Genomic DNA, 16006 nt, shown 5'->3' with positions numbered 1-16006 from the left:
AGCAAACCGCTGGCCTTTTTTCATTTTGACCCCGCGCTTGCGGTAGGGTGGGCAGATTTTCTGCCCGGCCTACCCCAACAGCTCGCGCAGCCCGCTGGCCCGGTGCGTGCGCCGCGCAATCGCCTGCGCCAGCCCCGCCCCCGCCGGCGTGATCAGGGTGAACTCGCCGCTCGCGCGCGTGATCCCGGTGTACACCAGCTCGCGCGCGACGATGCCGCCGCGGTCCTGCGGCAGCACCAGCACCGTGTGACGGAACTCGGAGCCCTGCGATTTGTGCACCGTCATCGCATACGCCGTCTCCACGTCGCGCAGCCGGGTCGCAAGCACGCTGCGCACCTCGTCGCCCTCCAGGAAGTACACGCGCATCGAACCCGCTCGCTCCGGGTCCGCGAGCGTGATGCCGATGTCGCCGTTGAAGACGCGGGTGCCGTAGTCGTTGCGGGTGACCATGACCGGCCGGCCGGCATACCACTCGCCGCCGCGACGCACCAGTCCGGCCGCCTCCAGCCGCTCCTCGATGGCCATGTTCAGGCCCGTCACGCCCCACTCCCCTTCGCGCACCGCGCACAGGATGCGAAACGCCTCGAACGCCTGCAGCACCTTGCGCACCCAGGCTTCATGCTCGCCATCCGGTCCCTTGGCCAGCAGCTCCAGGTAGCCCCGGTAGCCGCCGACGGCCAGCGCCACCGCTTGCTGCGGCTGGGCGTTCTCGATCCAGCGTACCGGGCCGGACGCTGCACGCAGCACCGTCTCGGCGCGCTCGGTCTCGCCCGCATTCACCGCAAGCGCCAGCTGGCCGATCGGCCCGCCGAAGCGGCGGCTGTGGCGCAGCATCACGGTCTGCTGCGCGAGCGCGGCGCCCTGGCCCGTGTATTGCGCGGGAATCGCTTCGCCGCTGGCCGCTTCCACGTAGGCCTGCGTCGCCCGCGTGTAGTTGCCAGCCTGCGCGTCGTGGCACAGGTCGCCCAGCACCGCGCCCGCCTCCACCGACGCCAGCTGGTCCTTGTCGCCCAACAGGATCAGGGTCGCGCCCGCGGGCAGCGCGTCGAGCAGCGCGGCCATCATCTCGAGGTGGACCATGGACGCCTCGTCCACGATCAGCACGTCCACGTCCAGGGGGTTGCCGGCATGGTGGGCAAAGGCGCGGCTGTCGGGACGCGCGCCGAGCAGGCTGTGGAGCGTGCGCGCGGCCCCCATGCGTTCGGCCAGTTCGCGCAGCGGCAGCTTGCCCTCGACGCGCGCGGCCAGGTCGCCCAGCGCCTTGTCGATCGATTGCTTCAGGCGCGCCGCCGCCTTGCCGGTCGGCGCGGCCAGGGCAATGCGGCGGCTGCCGGCGTTCTCGCCCGCCATCGCCAGCAGCAGGGCCAGCAGGCGGGCCACGGTGTAGGTCTTGCCGGTGCCCGGACCGCCGGTGATCACGGCCACCGAACCGCGCAAGGCGATCGCGCAGGCCAGCTTCTGCCAGTCCGGCTTTTCGTCCGAACGCGACGAGAACAGCACGTCGAGCCAGTGCCGCACCTCATCCTCGTCAACCGCGCGCGTTGCCAGCGCACGCGCGCGGATCGCCTTGGCCACCACCATCTCGTCTTTCCAGTAGCGGCGCAGGTACAGGCGTTCACCGTCGAGCACCAGCGGCTGGCCGTAATCGAACTGGCCCGCCTGGCCGACCAGTTCGCAGGCCGCCAGCTCGGCGTGCCATGCCTTCGGGTTCTTCGGCAGCGGTCCGGCAGCCTGTGCCAGCGCCTGCCATTGCCCGTCGGGCCAGCCGAGCAGCTCGCCCGGCCCGGCCGCCAGGTCCGCAAGCGGCAGGCAGCTGTGGCCCTGCCCTTCCATCTCGGACAGCACCAGCGCGGCCAGCAGCACCGCGGGCGAGGCCTCGCCAAGCGAGGCGATGAAGCGGGCAAAGGCGCCGGACAGGCGGCGCAGCTCGCCGGCCTCGGAAAGCCGCGTGGTTTCGAGCCAGAGGTTGTCGGCGCTCGTCATGCGGCCTCCTTGCCGAGCAGCCGGTCGATGCCATCCAGGAGTTCGAGGTCCGGCTCCAGCACGCAGCAGCCGCGCGTGGACGGGTTGGCGATCCCGCGCAGGAACAGGAACACGGCGCCGCCGAGCTGGTGCGCCGGGTCGTAGGCCGCGCCAAGCCGGGCCCGGAGCAGGCGGTGCAGGGCCAGCATGTAGATCGCGCCCTGGATGTCGTAGCGGTGGTCGGCCATTGCCCCCATCATCGCGCGCCGCGTGTACGCCGCGTCGCCCGGGCCGAGCGCGTTGGATTTGTAGTCGAGCACCCAGTAGCGTCCCTCGTATTCGAACACCAGGTCGGCAAAGCCCCTGAGCATGCCATGCAGTTCGCGCTCCGGCAGGCGCGGCCTGTCGATGCCGGCCAGCAGGCGCTCGCGGCACAGCCGGTCCAGCTGGTCCACCGCCAGCCGGTCGCTGGGGAACCAGAATTCCATTTCAGGCATCAGGGTCCCGATCGCGGCCAGCGGCGCGCCCAGCGGCGGCAGCACGGTGGCGGCCACTTCGCGCAGCCACACGATGGCGTCGTCCTTGCGGTTGGCCCAGCCGGCGCGCTCGCAGCGCTGCCCCAGCCTGGCGTCGAAATGCGGGTCGTGGATGCAGCCGAAGCCCTCCTGGGCCATCCACTCGAGCTGCTCGTGCAGGAAGTTGCCCGGCACCGAGCCGCGCGGGAAGCGGTGCCACGGCACGTCATCGATCGCCAGCGGCGCCGGCACTTCGCCCGCCAGCTCCTCGAGCAGGGTCTCGTCCTGGGCGCGGGTGGGCGCGGCGCCGGCCTGGCGCGCCAGCGAGGTGAACGAACCGACCGTCCAGTCGCGCTCGAAACGGGCGCGGTACACGGGGGCGTCGATCAGCTCCGGCTTTTCTTCCACCCGGTTCAGCAAGGTAGCGCCCTGCGCCGGTTCCAGCGTGTGCAGTTCGATCGAGGACAGGCCGGCGCGCAGGTGCTCGAAGCGTGCGCGCAGTTCGCCCGGCGCGATCGGGTCGCCGCCGGTGAGCAGGTAGCCCAGCGCGGATTCGTGCAGCCGGTTCTGGCCCTTCTTGCGACTGGCCAGCGCGGCCACGCCCAGCCACAGGAAATGGCTGGCGCGGGTGAGCGCCACGTACAGCAGGCGCAGGTCTTCCTCCAGGCGCGCACGGTCGGCCGCCAGCACCGCCTCCTCGGCCAGCGCCAGGTCGATTGTGCGCGTGCCGTCCTCGTGCACGAACTCGACGAAGCTGCGGCGGCTGCCCTCCACCTTGCGCGCGGTGACGGCAAACGGCAGGTACACCAGCGGGTATTCCAGGCCCTTGGACTTGTGGACGGTGACGACCTTGACCAGCTCGGCGTCGCTTTCCAGCCGCAGCACGCGCTCGTCGCCACCCTCGCCTGCGCCTTCCACCTGTTCGGCGAACCAGCGCACGAGCGCCTGCTCGCCATCCAATTCGCGGCTTGCTTGCTGCAGCAGTTCGGCCAGGTGCAGCAGGTTGGTCAGGCGGCGCTCGCCACCCGGCTCGGCCAGCAGGCGCGCCGGCAGCTCCAGCTCGTGGATGAAGCGGCGCAGCATGGCCAGCACGCCCTGGCGCTGCCACGCCACGTGCAGCGCCTTGAGCTGCTCGACGCGCTCCTCCCAGGCCACTTCGTCCGCGGCCAGCCGCGCCAGTTCGGCCAGCGGCAGGCGCGCGGTCGCCGTTGCGAACGCTGCGCGGGCCAGCGCGCCGTCCAGCGGGTTGGCGACCGCGCGCAGCCAGCGCAGCACGTCCGCCGCTTCCTCGCTTTCGACCACCGAGTCCTTGTCCGACAAATAAACGCTCGCCACCATGCGCTGCTGGAGCGCGCGACGGATCGCGTTGGCTTCGTTGCGGTCGCGCACCAGCACGGCGACGTCGGCCGGTTTCAGGCGCACGAATTCGCCATCTTCGCGCAGGAAGCCAACCCAGGGGTCGTTGAGCAACCGCACAATGTGCTCGGCGCAGTGGTGGGCGAAGAACTCGCGGTAGTCGTCGGCCTTCAGGTCTTCCTGCTCGCAGCAGGCCACGGCCAGCGCCTGGTAAGGCCCATCGACGCCGACCAGCCGTTCCTTGCGGCCGTTGGCGTCCACCTTATCGAACGGCAGCGGGTTTTCGTCTTCCTTCTTGAAGCGGAACGCGCCGGCGGCGTAGCCGTTCTCGGCGTGCAGGAACAGCTGGTTGACCGCCTCGACGATGCCTTCGGTCGAGCGGAAGTTGGTGCCGAGCTTGTAGTGGCGGCCCGCAGTGGCGCGGCGCGCCGCCAGGTAGCTGTGGATGTCGGCGCCGCGAAAGCCGTAGATCGATTGCTTCGGGTCGCCGATCAGGAACAGGCCCTGCGACGGGTCGTTGTCCGCGACCCGGTACAGCAGGTTGAAGATGCGGTACTGGTCGGGCGAGGTATCCTGGAATTCGTCCACCAGCGCAACCGGGAACTGGGCCACGATCCGGCGGCGCAGTGCCTCGCCGTTCGGGCCTTCGAGCGCGTCGCGCAGGCGGTGCAACATGTCGGCAAAGCCGAACTGGCGGTTGCGCTCTTTGAGCTCGGCCATGCGGCGCGCGATGTGCCGGGCCGCGTGGCGCAGCAGCGCGTGCGACAGCGGCGCGATCGCCTGCAGCGCGCCGCGCAGCTCGGGCATGCGCTCGAAGCACTCCGGGATGTCGGCGAAATAATCCTTGGCGAAGGCGTCGTGGATGCCGTCCGGCGTGAGCCGCGACCACGCAGTATCGTTCAGGTCGGGCTTGACCGCCACCGGGTCGTTCGCCCACACGCGCAAGGCTTCGAACCACTTGGCGAGCGAATCGGCCCGCATCTTGTTCCCGTTGAAGCACTTCGGGTTCGCCGCGCGCAGCGAGGCGATCCACTGTTCCATCTCGTTGGCTCGGTCGAACCAGCCTTCTTTCAGGCGCGCCAGCTGCGCCTGCTGCTCGCGCTGCAAGCGCGGCACCAGGACCGGCAAAGGTTCGCCGGCCTGCGCTCCCATCGCCTCGCAGCGCGGCACCAGTTCGCGCACGGACTGCTTGAGCACCTGCACGTCGCCCCAGCACTCGAGCACCGCGCCCAACGCGTGGCTGTCGAGCGGGTACACGTGCTGGCGCCAGTAGTCGTGGGCCGCGTCCTCGAACAGCGCGCGCTCGTCGCTCACCAGCTCCTCGTCGAACAGGCTGCCGCTGTCGAATGCGTGCTCGCGCAGCATGCGCTGGCACCAGGCGTCGATGGTGAACACGGCCGCCTCGTCCATCGTTTCGGCAGCCAGCACCAGCCGGTGCGCGGCCACGTTGCGCTCGGCCTGCGTGGGGTAAGCCTCGGCCAGCGCACGCAGGTAGGTATCGTTCGCCTCGCCCTCGCCGCGGAAATACGCGGCCGCGTCCACCAGGCGCTGGCGAATACGGTTGGACAGCTCGCGCGTGGCCGCGCGGGTGAAGGTCATCACCAGAATTTCGGCTGGCAGCAGCGGGCGCGGGAAGCCGTCTGCGCCGCCGTGGCCGAGCACGAGGCGCAGGTACAGCGCGGCGATGGTCCAGGTCTTGCCGGTGCCGGCGCTCGCCTCGATCAGGCGCGAGCCGTGCAGCGGAAAACGCAGCGGGTCGAGCAGCTCGCTCATTGCTCGCCTCCGTCATGCGCCATGATGTTGATGTCCTCCTGGAGCCACTGCACCAGCGGCCCGTACAGCTGCTCAACCACAGCGTCCCATTCGCCTGCGGCGGTGAGCGCTGCGAAGTCTGGCCACAGGCGCGCCAGGCACTGGTCCTGCTCGACCTCACCCTGGCGTTCGAAGCCGCCTTCGTAGGCCGCACGCGGGTCGCCGCCGAGCAGTTGCGCGAGCGCCGCCTTGCACGCCACCGCGAGCGGCGCGTCCAGGTTGCGGCGCCACAGGGCCACGAGCGCGGCCAGGCCGGCCTGCCCGGCTTCGCGGGCGAGCGGACGCATGGTCACCTGCGCATCGCGCGCAACCAGATAGCCGGTGACCGGCTGGCCTACCGCGCTGGCCGCGAGCTGGCGCAGCCAGCAGCCGACCAGCTTGTCGCCGCGCGGCGCACCGTCCTTGTCCAGCACCTTTGACGAGATCTGCATCAGCCAGACGGTGTCGCCGGCCGCGCCGGAGCGCAGGCGGTCGAGCCAGTCGTCCAGCCGCACGCCACCCAGCTCCAGGCTGACCGCACGCTTGGGCGCCGCTGCGGGATAGCGCGCCGCCAGGGCGAGCCAGGCGGTGCGCACCGGAACCAGCGCCTCGACCAGTTCGGCCTGCCACTGGCGCCCGACCAGGCCGATCGGCAGCAGGCCCTGGCGCGCCAGGCTGTCCGCGCGCAGCACCAGCGTGGCGCGCACATCGTCCTCCGGCTCGGGGTGGCCGGCGTCGTCGAGCAGCCGGTCCTCGAGCGCGTAACGCTGCAGCGCGTCCAGCGCGAACGGTTCCTCATCCTCGCCGACCACGTCCTCGGCCGCGAACGACACGCCGAGCCGGCGCCGGAAGAAGTAGCGTGCCGGCTGGCGCACGAACTGGGCAAGTTCGGCCAGCTTGAGGCTGTAGTCCGGCTCCAGCTCGTACGGCGGGATCGCGTCGTCGGCACCGCCGTCCTGCGCGGCGTGGGCGGCGCGCCATTCGCCAGCATACGTGGGCAGGCCGCCGCGCTCGAAGTACACGCGGCTGAACGGCTGCAGCGCGTGCACGGTGGTCAAGCTGGCGATGTCGAGATCCCAGCCGGCGCAAAGGTAGTCGCGCAGCTGCGATACGAGCACGGACGCCGGCTGCTCGGTGTTGTCGCGCACGTTGCGGCCGACCCAGCTCACGTACAGCCTGTCGCGCGCGGCGAGCAGCGCTTCGAGCATCAGGTAGCGGTCGTCGTCGCGCCGCGAACGGTCGCCCGGGCGGCTGGTGCCGGGCACGGCCAGCAGGTCGAAATCGGCCTGCTGCGCGCGGCGCGGGAAGTCGCCGTCGTTCATGCCAAGCAGGCACACCACCCGGAACGGCACCGCGCGCATCGGCATCAGGGTGCAGAAGGTGACGCCGCCGGACACGAACTGGTGGTTAAGCGTCGGTTCGTCGATCTGGCCGAGCCAGGCCTCGCGCAGCACGGCCAGCGGCACCGCTTCGTCGAAGCCGGCGCTGTCGCACAGTTCGAGCCAGCACTGAAGCGCCTTGTCCAGGTCGAGCAGCATCAGGCGGTCGGCCTCGTCGTGGGCCTTGAAAAACGCGGCCAGCAGCGCGCGCGCGCGCATGCCCCATTCGGCGGGACGGTGCGGCCGCGCCAGCGTTTCGCGCCAGGCCAGCAGCGACTCGATGAGCTGCGCGAGCGAACCGGCCAGTTCGGCATCGAGGCCACCGACTTCCGGGTACGGTTCGATGTCGTGGAAGCTCGTCCCCGCCCCGCTGGCGTAACCGAGCAGCATGCGGCGCACGCCGAACATCCACGCGTTCTGTTCGCCCGCCGCGCCCAGGCCCAGGCCGGCGCGGTGCGCGCCATCCAGCCCCCAGCGCACGCCCGCGCCCTCGATCCAGCGGGCAAGCAGGGGCAGGTCGTCTTCATCGAGGCCGAACCGGGCGGACAGCGACGGCACGTCGAGCAGGTCGCGCACCTCGCTCTGGCGGCAGCGCTGCTGCGGCAGGCGCAGCAGCCATTCCAGCGCCACCAGCAGCGGGTTGACGCTGCGGTCCTTGACGTCGCCGATCTCGAACGGGATGTAGCGAGGATCGCTGCGCTTGTGCTGGTCGAACACGGCGTGGATCGCAGCGCTGAAGGTGTCGATGTCCGGCACCATCACCACCACGTCGCGCGGGCGCAGCGTGGGGTCCTGCGCGAACAGCGACAGGAGCTGGTCGTGCAGCACCTCGACCTCGCGCTGCACGCTGTGCGCAATGTGAAATTCGATCGAGCGGTCGGCCGGATCGGGCGGCACGTGCGGGTGTTCCGGCAGCGGCAGCAGGTCGCGCACCGCGGCCTGCACCTGCGACAGCAACGTGCCGCGCGCGCCCTCCGAGAACAGGTCCACGCGCAGGTTGCCGAAGCGCTCGCTCCCCGAGCCGTCGAACTCGTCGAGCATGCGCACGAAGTCGCGGCCCTGCCTGCCCCAGCTGGCCAGCAGCGGGTGGCTGTGGGCGTGCAGCTCCTCGAGCGGCACGCTGGCCAGGTCGATGCCTTCACGCGCGCGCTGGCGCCGGTGCGCCGCCTTGAGCAGCTCGCGGCCTTCGATGATGTCGCCCCAGTAGAACTGGCAGGGATTGGGCACGGCCAGCAGCACCTGGGTGTAGCGCGACAGCGCGGCGATCGCCTGCAAGGTCTGGTACGGCAGGGCCGACATCCCGAACAGCACCACGCGCCGCGGCAGGTGGCCGGCCGGGGCGAGTCCGGCGCTGCTGGCCGCGACAAAGCGCTCGTGGATGGTGGCGCGGCCGGTGTCGCGCAGCGCCGCGTCCAGGCTCGCGTGCACCGCGCGCCAGAGCTGCGCCTGCCAGCGCTGGTCCTGCGGCAGCGGCAGCGGCTCGCCCCCGGGACGGCGCAACAGGTCGCGGCCCTGCTCCCAGTCGGCCAGCCAGTCGGCGCGGTACACCTGGTACTGGTCGAACAGGTCGGCCAGGCGCTCGGCCAGCTGCAGGCGCCGCTCGGGGTCGCCGTCGCCGAGGAAGTGCTTCAGGGGCTCGAACACCGGGTCGGCCAGCAGCGCCGGCAACAGCCGCATCAGGCGCCAGGTGAGCGGCCCCTTGTCGAACGGGGAGATCGACGGCACGCGTTCGCGCCCGAGCAGGCCGCGGTAGGCCTGCCACAGGAAGCGCGCCGGCAGCGCCACCTGCGTGGCCGCGTACACGCCCAGCTCCTCGGCCAGCGCGATCTTCAGCCACTCGGCCACGCCGTTGGACTGCACCAGGATGGTCTCCTGCTCGAGCGGGCCGAGCGGATGGCTGCGCAGCCAGTCGAACACGGCTTCGCGCAGCAGTTCCATCTGGTTGCCGTGCAAAATCAGCAAGCCGGGAGTGAGCGGTTGGGACATTCGTATATGGTTGGGCAGCCTGGTCGCACAGGATACTATCTTCGCGGCCGCTATGGTAGGGTTCAGGCCCGGCCGTATAATCTCGTCAATATCGCCGCGGGGCCACCGGGCCGGGTCGATGCCAGCCGCGTTTCGCGCCACCCGCGGCCGGTTTCGTCGCACGCCGCTTGCACGTGGCGCTGGCGCGGCCTGACACTGCAGACATGAACAGATTCCCCTTCAAACGGCTCGCCCTCGATGGCGCCTACAGCCTGGTCCTGACGCTGATGTGCGCGATGGTGATCTGGGCGCTCAACCCGCACCCCGGCTTCCTGACCAACCTGGTGTATTCGCTGAGCATCGGGGGCATCGCCTTTCTCGTCTCTGATATCACCCGCCTGCTGCTGTGGGGCGAACACCGGATACCGAACTGGTGGCTGTTCGCGCTGCTCATTGGCGCCAGCGTCGTGGTGGCGCAAGTGGCTGGAACCGCGCTGGCCGCCTCGATCATGGGCCATCCGGTCGATGTGCGCCACAGCCTCACCCGCTCCGGCGGCCTGATGTTCACGACCCTGGCCATGCTCGGCGCAACCGTCTTTTTCATCGGCCGCGAAGGCCTGCTGCGGGCACGCGCGGCGGCCGCCAGCGAGCGCGCCCGCGCCGAGGCGGTCGAACGGCAGGCGGTGCAGGCCCAGTTGCAGCTGCTGCAGGCCCAGCTCGAGCCGCACATGCTGTTCAATACGCTCGCCAACGTGCAGGGCCTGATCGCGATCGACTCGGCACGCGCCCAGCACATGCTGGACCAGCTGATCCAGTTCCTGCGCGCCACCCTCACCGCCTCGCGCGCCGAATCGACCACCCTGGCGCGCGAATTTGCGCTGGCCGAAGCCTACCTCGGCCTGATGGCGGTGCGCATGGGCGCGCGCCTGGCCTATTCGCTCGACCTGCCCGCGGAACTGGCCCAGGCCAGCCTGCCGCCGATGCTGCTCCAGCCGCTCGTCGAAAACGCGATCGCGCATGGCCTGGAGCCGCAGCCTGACGGCGGCGCCATCGCCGTGCGCGCGCGCCGGGAAGGCTCGCTGCTGATCCTGTCGGTCGAAGACACCGGCCGCGGCATTGACGCGCCGCCCGTCAAGCCGGGAACGCGGCTCGGCCTTGCCAATACCCGCGACCGGCTGCGCGCCGTGTACGGCGAGCGCGCATCACTGTCGCTGCAAGCGGCAATGCCCGCCGGCGCCCTTGCCACCATCACCCTGCCCGCCTGACACATGAACATCCGCGCCCTGATCGCCGAAGACGAACCCATTCTTGCCGCCACCCTCGAGCACAGCCTTGCCCGGCTGTGGCCGGAGCTGTCGATCGTCGCCACCTGCCCCAACGGCCTGAATGCGATCGAGCGCGCGCTCGCGCTGCGGCCCGAGGTGCTTTTCCTGGACATCAAAATGCCCGGCAAGACCGGCCTGGAGGTGGCGGAGGAACTGGCCGAGGCATGGCCGGCCGGCGTGCCGTTCCCGCTGGTCGTGTTCGTGACCGCGTATGACGAATTCGCGCTGGCCGCCATCGAGCGCGACGCCGCCGACTACGTGCTCAAGCCAGTCAACGACGCGCGCCTGGGCAGGACCGTGGAGCGCCTGCGCCAGCGCCTGTCGGCACGCAGCGGGCCGTCCGCGGACGCGATGCAGCAGCTGCTGGCGCAGATGCGCGCCTTGACGCCGGCGCCGCCGCAGGTCGAGCGGCTGACCATGGTGCGCGCCGCGGTGGGCAACCAGGTGCGCATGATCCCCGTGGCCGAGGTGGTCTATTTCGAGGCGGTGGACAAATACGTCAACGTCGTCACCGCCGACGGCGAGGCGCTGATCCGCCTGACGCTGAAGGAACTGCTCGCGCAGCTGGATCCGGCCGTGTTCTGGCAGGTCCACCGCGGCGTCATCGTCAATTGCGCCTGCGTGAAGAGCGCCGTGCGCGACGAGTCGGGCAAGCTGTTGCTCAACCTGAGGCAGCGCGCCGAAAAGCTGCGCGTGAGCCCGCTGTACGCGCACCTGTTCCGCCAGATGTAGCGCGAGCGCCTCAGCGCGTGTCGGTGGCGCGCGCCCCCAGTTCGGCGCCGATCTGGCGCTCGAGCCGGGCATGCAGCCCGCGCAGCCGGGCCGCCAGTGCCCGCGCCTGCGCCAGCGCGCCACGCTCGCGCTGCGCTTCCAGGTCGGCGCACACCAGAGCGAAACTGTTGGCGCCCACGGTGCGCGCCGAGGACTTGATCCGGTGCGCGGCCGCGGCGGCACGCTCCAGGTCGCCGCTGGCCAGCGCGACGTCGATCTCGGCCATCCCCTCGCGCGCACTGTCGAGGAACAGGAACGCAAACTTGCGCATTTTGTCGCGGTCACCGCCCAGCGCGGCGGCAAGCGAGGTAGTGTCGAGCAGGCCCGGGCTGGCCGCGGGCTTTTCACGGGACGGGGACGCGGGCGGCGCGGGCGCTGCCTGCCCGCGCCGCCCCAGCGAACGGGCCACCGTTTCGGCAAGCTGTTCGGGCGCCACCGGCTTGGTGACGAAGTCGTTCATTCCCGCCGCCAGGCAGCGGGCGCGGTCCTCGAGGCTGGCGTTCGCGGTCATGGCGATGACCACGGTGTCGCGCAGCGCGGCATCGGCGCGGATCCGGCGCGTCGCCTCGATCCCGTCCATCACCGGCATCTGCAGGTCCATCAGCACGCAATCGAACGGCGCGCAGGCGAGCATGTCCAGCGCCTCGCTGCCGTTGGCGGCGACCATCACCCGGGCGCCCGCCAGCTCGAGCAGCTCGCGCCCGACCTGCTGGCTGAACACGTTGTCCTCGACCAGCAGGATGCGCGTGCCGGCGATCGCCGTCGGCAGGCGTTCGCAATCCTGCGCCGGTCCCGCTGCGGCGTCGCCTGCATCGGCGAGCCTGGCGGTGAACCAGAACGTGCTGCCCTGCCCCGGCACGCTGTCCACGCCCACGCTGCCGCCCATCAGCTCGGCCAGCTGCTTGCTGATGACCAGCCCCAGTCCGGTGCCACCGTGGCGGCGCGTGGTCGAGGTGTCCGCCTGGTGGAACGGGCTGAACAATTTACCCAGTTCGGCCGGGTCGATGCCGATGCCCTGGTCCCGCACCTCGAACCGCACCAGCGTGTGCCCGTCTTCGCGCGCCAGGCTGGAGGCGCTCACGCGGACGACGCCGGCCTCGGAGAACTTGATCGCGTTGCCGGTGAAGTTGAGCAGCACCTGCTCCAGCCGCAGCGGATCGCCGCGCAGCGTCCGCTGCAGATCCGGGGCGACGTCAAAACGCAGCTGCAGCCCTTTGGCGGCGGCCGCTTCCTCGAGCTGGCCGCCGACGTTGCGCATCAGCTGGTCGAGCGACACGTCGAGTTCTTCCAGTTCGAGCTTGCCGGCCTCGATCTTGGAAAAGTCGAGCAGGTGGTTGATGATGCCCAGCAGGTGCTGCCCCGAGTGGCGGATCTTGTCGAGGTAATCGCGCAGCCTGGGCTCCAGCGCCGCCTGGCGCGCCAGGTGCGTCATGCCGATGATGCTGTTCATCGGCGTGCGGATCTCGTGGCTCATGTTGGACAGGAACTCGCTCTTGGCGCGGTTGGCAGCGTCGGCCTGGGCCTTGAGCTGGTGCAGCTCGGTGACGTCGGTCGCCACCCCCAGCACCGCGGCCACCTGGCCATCGGCCACCATCGGCACACGCACGCTCCACAGCTGGTGCACGCTGCCGTCGTGGTGGACGAATTCGATCTGTTCGGCCACGCGCCGCCGGTGCGCGAACACGGCTTCGTCGCGCGCCCACAGGCGGTCGGCCTGCCCGGCCGGCATCAGGTCGCGGTCGCGCATCCCGGGCACCTGCTCGGCGTTGCGGCCGAACGCGGCGGCGGCTTTGGCGTTCACGTACCGGTAGCGGCGCTCGCGGTCCTTCATGTACACGTAGGCGTCGAGATTGTCCAGCACCGTGTCGAGCAAGGCGCGCTGGGCCAGCGCGCCGCGCCCGGTCCAGTACAGCTTGACGAACAGGCCGTACACCAGCAGCGTCGCGACGAAGCCGGCGGCCAGCGCCAGCCACGGCACGCGCCGGTCGAAGCCGGCGTACATGTCCGTCTTGAGCGCCGAGAAGCTGGCCTTCCACAGGATGCCGTTGTAATCGACCGGCAGCACCGTCTCGAAGCGCTCGCCGGCAGGCCCGGCGGGCGAACGGTACAGCAGCCGGTCGCCGCGCGCGATCCCGAGCGGCCCGGCCGGCTTGGCGGGGCCGGCGGAGTACAGCGCCAGCGCCAGCACCTGCGGTCCGTAGCCTTCCAGCGCGCGCTCGACCAGCGCCGGCACCGAAAAGCTGACGCCGGCCGAGCCCATGTAGCGCGCGCGCCGCGCTTGTACGGTCGACGGCACCTCGCCCCCGGCATACACCGGCATGCGCATGCCCAGCGCAATGTGCGGCGTGGGCCGGGAAACCTGCAGCGGCTGGCTGGTCGCGCTGATCCCGCCGCCATCGCGCGACTCCTCCAGCGCGCGCAGCACCGCCGGGTTGGCGGCGATGTCGTTGCCGAATTTCTCGCGGTACGGCTCCAGTGGTTCCATGTAGGTGATCACGGCGTAGCCCTGGCGGCGTCCCGGCGGCTTGATGTCGAAGTCGGGGTAGCCGCGCGGGTCGATGCTGCGGTCGGCGCGCACCGAGGCGACGAAGGCATCGCGCCGCGCGTCCGGCACCCACGGCGCCCACGACACCGCCTCCAGCGCCGGCAGGCTGTGCGGCAGGTCGAGCGAAGCGACGTAGCGCGAAAATTCGACGCGGGTGACCTCGTCGCCGGCCTCGAACAGCGCGGCCAGCCCGCGCACCACGCCGGTGCAGGACTGGACCGCGCTGGCCAGGCGCTGCTGGGCGTCGTGCGCGGCGACCTCGAAACGGCTTTGCGCGTCCTGCTCCAGCTCGCGCGCGGTCAGCAGGTACAGCAGCCCCCCGACCAGCAGCGACAACGCCACCCCGCCGGCCCACAAGCGCAGGCGCGAAGCGGGATTGGCCGGAGCAGGCTGCAGGCTGCGGGTGATCGAGGGCGTCATTGGCGTCGCGCTTTGGCTGGGGTCGGCAAGGACCCCAAGTATAAGCGCAATGCCGGGCGCGGCCGCACGCCTTGCGCCCCGGCCGCCGGCCGCGTCAGGAAGCGATGCGGGTATCGAACAGCGCCGCGCAGGTCGGCTCGATCTCGACGTACAGCGCGACCGCGGTCTCGATCCCGATCCGCTCCGGATCGCCCAGGCGCCGCGTGACCACCCCGGCGCGCCGCAGCATGCGCTCGATCGCTGTGGTGGTGACGGTGACGTAGCGCGTCAACCCGGCAGCCTGGCCATAGCGGATGATCGCCGCGATCGACTCCATCGTCACCTGCGAGAACCCGAACGGTCCGCAGCCCTCGGTCTCGATCGCAAAGCGCGACAGTTCCCAGACGAGCGGGTCGCTCGGCGCCGGCTGGCCGTGCAGCAGCTGGGCGAACGAATCCTTGAGCATGTACGGCCCCTCGGTCGGCAGCAGCCGCCAGCAGCCGCGCAGGTCGCCGCCCGCCTCGCGCATCATCATGTACATCGGCTCGAGCGCGTCGTAGCCATCGATCTCCATCCCGGACAGCACGGGCACCTCCCAGCCCAGCCGTCCCTTGAACACCTTCGCCCGCAGTGCGTGCATCTCCCACAGGTCCTTCGATTTGAAATCCCGCCGTGCCGCGATCTTGATTTGCAGTGCCATGACATCCCCCTTTGGTTGTTTGAATGACATCAAAAATATGCAAGGTGCATACCAAGGATCATGCAAATCGGGAGCGATGAGTACTAGCAAGCTTGCTAGGTGGCTAGGGGCGGGCAGCTCTGAAATACTCGCTCATTGCAAATTTCAAAAAGAGGTGATGCAATGGCGAACGATTTTGTATGCGAGGCAAGGATGGACGAACACACTGCAGGCATCAACCTGGGTTCGGCGGTCGAGCCGGTACGCCCGATTCCGCTGACCGACCTGCGCCAGTTGCGGATCAGCAAGCGCGAAAGCCAGGAGAAATTCTGGGGCCGCTTCGGCGTGACGCAGTCGAGCGGCAGCCGCTTCGAGACCGGATTGTCGATTCCGGCCCCGGTGGCGATCCTGCTCAAGCTCTATGTCAACGGCAAGCTCAGCGACGGAGATCTTCAGGGTTGACCAGCCCCAGGGCGATCGCTTTCACGACCGCCTGCTGGCGGGTGTTGACGTTGAACTTCTGGCGCACATTGGCCATGTGAAAGTTGACAGTCGCCTCGGAACAATTGGTGATGCGGGAAATTTCCCACGATGATTTTCCCGCCATCACCCACTTGAGCACTTCCAGCTCGCGCTTGGTGAGCCGCGGCGGCGGCTCGTGGCCCGCCGCCTGCGCCGACAAGCGCAGCGACGACTGGAACGCATAGTCGCGGATCAGCGACAACCCCGGCATCGCCCGCTCGATGTCGCGCACGGAACCGGCGTCGGCCGGCGCATCCGAAGCAAAGCTGATCACCCCGAATTCTCCCCCCGGACCATGGATCGGCAGGGTCACCCCGAGCCGGATCCCGAAGCTGCACGCTTCCTCGTACAGGGCGCGCTGGGCGGGCGCACTGAAGGTTTCCGGTTTCCATACGATCGGCAGGCTGCTCTGCGCGCAATGGGTCACCGTCGGATCGACGTAGGCCAGCCGGTTGGCGTCGTAACGTTCGCGCCAGGCCGGCGCGTAGTTACTCATCAGGAAGGCGCTCTCCAGCTTGGCGTGGCGCGACGGCACCATCCCGTACAGCACCCGGTCAAAGCCGGCGCTGCGCGCGAGCGCAACCAGGTTCCGGCTCCATTGCGCCGGATCCGCGCTTTCCAGCAGCTCGACCAGTTGTGTCGTTGCGACCATAGTGAGGATGGATGCTGTCAATACAACAACACCATCCTAGATGAGTTGTAATCAATGCGCATCAGAAATTACTATTTTTATACAATTTTACAACCATCCGGGGCGCGACGGGCGTTGCATGAGAGCAACGGCCAGTACCGGCCCC

Annotated in this window: 9 protein-coding genes; 3 read left to right on the top strand and 6 right to left on the bottom strand. The window is 69.9% G+C overall.

Translation table 11 applies throughout. The annotated features are described in order from the left end of the window. Positions 1–69: 69 nt before the first annotated feature. Genes recD through recC form a run of 3 tightly spaced genes read right to left on the bottom strand, consistent with a single transcriptional unit; the run spans position 70 to position 8989 of the window. Entirely contained in the window at positions 70–1983 is a 1914-nt protein-coding gene (recD, locus tag NX773_RS06345) for an exodeoxyribonuclease V subunit alpha (RefSeq protein WP_258855478.1), read from the bottom strand. Beyond that, positions 1980–5606, bottom strand: a complete 3627-nt coding sequence (gene recB / locus NX773_RS06340; protein WP_258855477.1) for an exodeoxyribonuclease V subunit beta — start codon at positions 5604–5606, stop codon at positions 1980–1982. Before recB ends, recD begins: the two co-directional genes overlap by 4 nt. Beyond that, positions 5603–8989 carry an exodeoxyribonuclease V subunit gamma gene (gene recC, locus NX773_RS06335; protein WP_258855476.1) on the bottom strand — a complete coding sequence of 1129 codons (3387 nt, stop codon included), beginning with the start codon at positions 8987–8989 and terminating at the stop codon, positions 5603–5605. Before recC ends, recB begins: the two co-directional genes overlap by 4 nt. A 203-nt stretch (positions 8990–9192) precedes the next feature. Here recC and NX773_RS06330 point away from each other — a divergent pair, with 203 nt between their 5' ends. Both NX773_RS06330 and NX773_RS06325 read left to right on the top strand, forming a co-directional pair. After that, positions 9193–10233 (top strand): sensor histidine kinase, encoded by a 1041-nt coding sequence (locus tag NX773_RS06330; protein WP_258855475.1) that lies wholly within the window; start codon positions 9193–9195, stop codon positions 10231–10233. Positions 10234–10236: 3 nt separating this feature from the next. Continuing rightward, complete coding sequence (locus NX773_RS06325; RefSeq protein WP_258855474.1) at positions 10237–11025, top strand: LytR/AlgR family response regulator transcription factor; 789 nt, start codon at positions 10237–10239, stop codon at positions 11023–11025. A gap of 10 nt (positions 11026–11035) precedes the next feature. Here the strand turns inward: NX773_RS06325 and NX773_RS06320 are convergent, their stop codons facing one another. After that, positions 11036–14029, bottom strand: a complete 2994-nt coding sequence (locus NX773_RS06320) for a CHASE domain-containing hybrid sensor histidine kinase/response regulator family protein (RefSeq protein ID WP_258855473.1) — start codon at positions 14027–14029, stop codon at positions 11036–11038. A 94-nt stretch (positions 14030–14123) separates the two neighbouring features. Further along, positions 14124–14708: an acyl-homoserine-lactone synthase gene (locus NX773_RS06315; protein WP_258855472.1), complete on the bottom strand. Its 585-nt coding sequence runs from the start codon at positions 14706–14708 to the stop codon at positions 14124–14126. A gap of 162 nt (positions 14709–14870) precedes the next feature. On the opposite strand from NX773_RS06315, the gene NX773_RS06310 reads away from it, so the two are divergent. Continuing rightward, positions 14871–15149, top strand: a complete 279-nt coding sequence (locus tag NX773_RS06310; RefSeq protein ID WP_370662219.1) for a helix-turn-helix domain-containing protein — start codon at positions 14871–14873, stop codon at positions 15147–15149. Here the strand turns inward: NX773_RS06310 and NX773_RS06305 are convergent. Beyond that, positions 15124–15861, bottom strand: coding sequence for a helix-turn-helix transcriptional regulator (locus NX773_RS06305; protein WP_258855471.1), 738 nt, complete (start codon positions 15859–15861; stop codon positions 15124–15126). The two genes, NX773_RS06310 and NX773_RS06305, sit on opposite strands and share 26 nt — an antisense overlap. Positions 15862–16006 lie beyond the last annotated feature (145 nt).

This window comes from Massilia solisilvae, from assembly GCF_024753215.1.
Classification (GTDB): Bacteria; Pseudomonadota; Gammaproteobacteria; order Burkholderiales; family Burkholderiaceae_D; genus Telluria; species Telluria solisilvae.
The sequence above is the reverse complement of the archived record's forward strand: the minus strand, read 5'-3'. Positions and strand labels throughout refer to the sequence as shown.

Excerpts from the sequence above, each read along its gene's own strand:
- NX773_RS06305 (WP_258855471.1), bottom strand. The coding sequence starts at position 15,861 with ATGGTCGCAACGACACAACTGGTCGAGCTGCTGGAAAGCGCGGATCCG.
- recC (WP_258855476.1), bottom strand. The coding sequence starts at position 8,989 with ATGTCCCAACCGCTCACTCCCGGCTTGCTGATTTTGCACGGCAACCAG.
- NX773_RS06320 (WP_258855473.1), bottom strand. The coding sequence starts at position 14,029 with ATGACGCCCTCGATCACCCGCAGCCTGCAGCCTGCTCCGGCCAATCCC.
- recB (WP_258855477.1), bottom strand. The coding sequence starts at position 5,606 with ATGAGCGAGCTGCTCGACCCGCTGCGTTTTCCGCTGCACGGCTCGCGC.
- NX773_RS06325 (WP_258855474.1), top strand. The coding sequence starts at position 10,237 with ATGAACATCCGCGCCCTGATCGCCGAAGACGAACCCATTCTTGCCGCC.
- NX773_RS06330 (WP_258855475.1), top strand. The coding sequence starts at position 9,193 with ATGAACAGATTCCCCTTCAAACGGCTCGCCCTCGATGGCGCCTACAGC.
- NX773_RS06310 (WP_370662219.1), top strand. The coding sequence starts at position 14,871 with ATGGCGAACGATTTTGTATGCGAGGCAAGGATGGACGAACACACTGCA.
- recD (WP_258855478.1), bottom strand. The coding sequence starts at position 1,983 with ATGACGAGCGCCGACAACCTCTGGCTCGAAACCACGCGGCTTTCCGAG.
- NX773_RS06315 (WP_258855472.1), bottom strand. The coding sequence starts at position 14,708 with ATGGCACTGCAAATCAAGATCGCGGCACGGCGGGATTTCAAATCGAAG.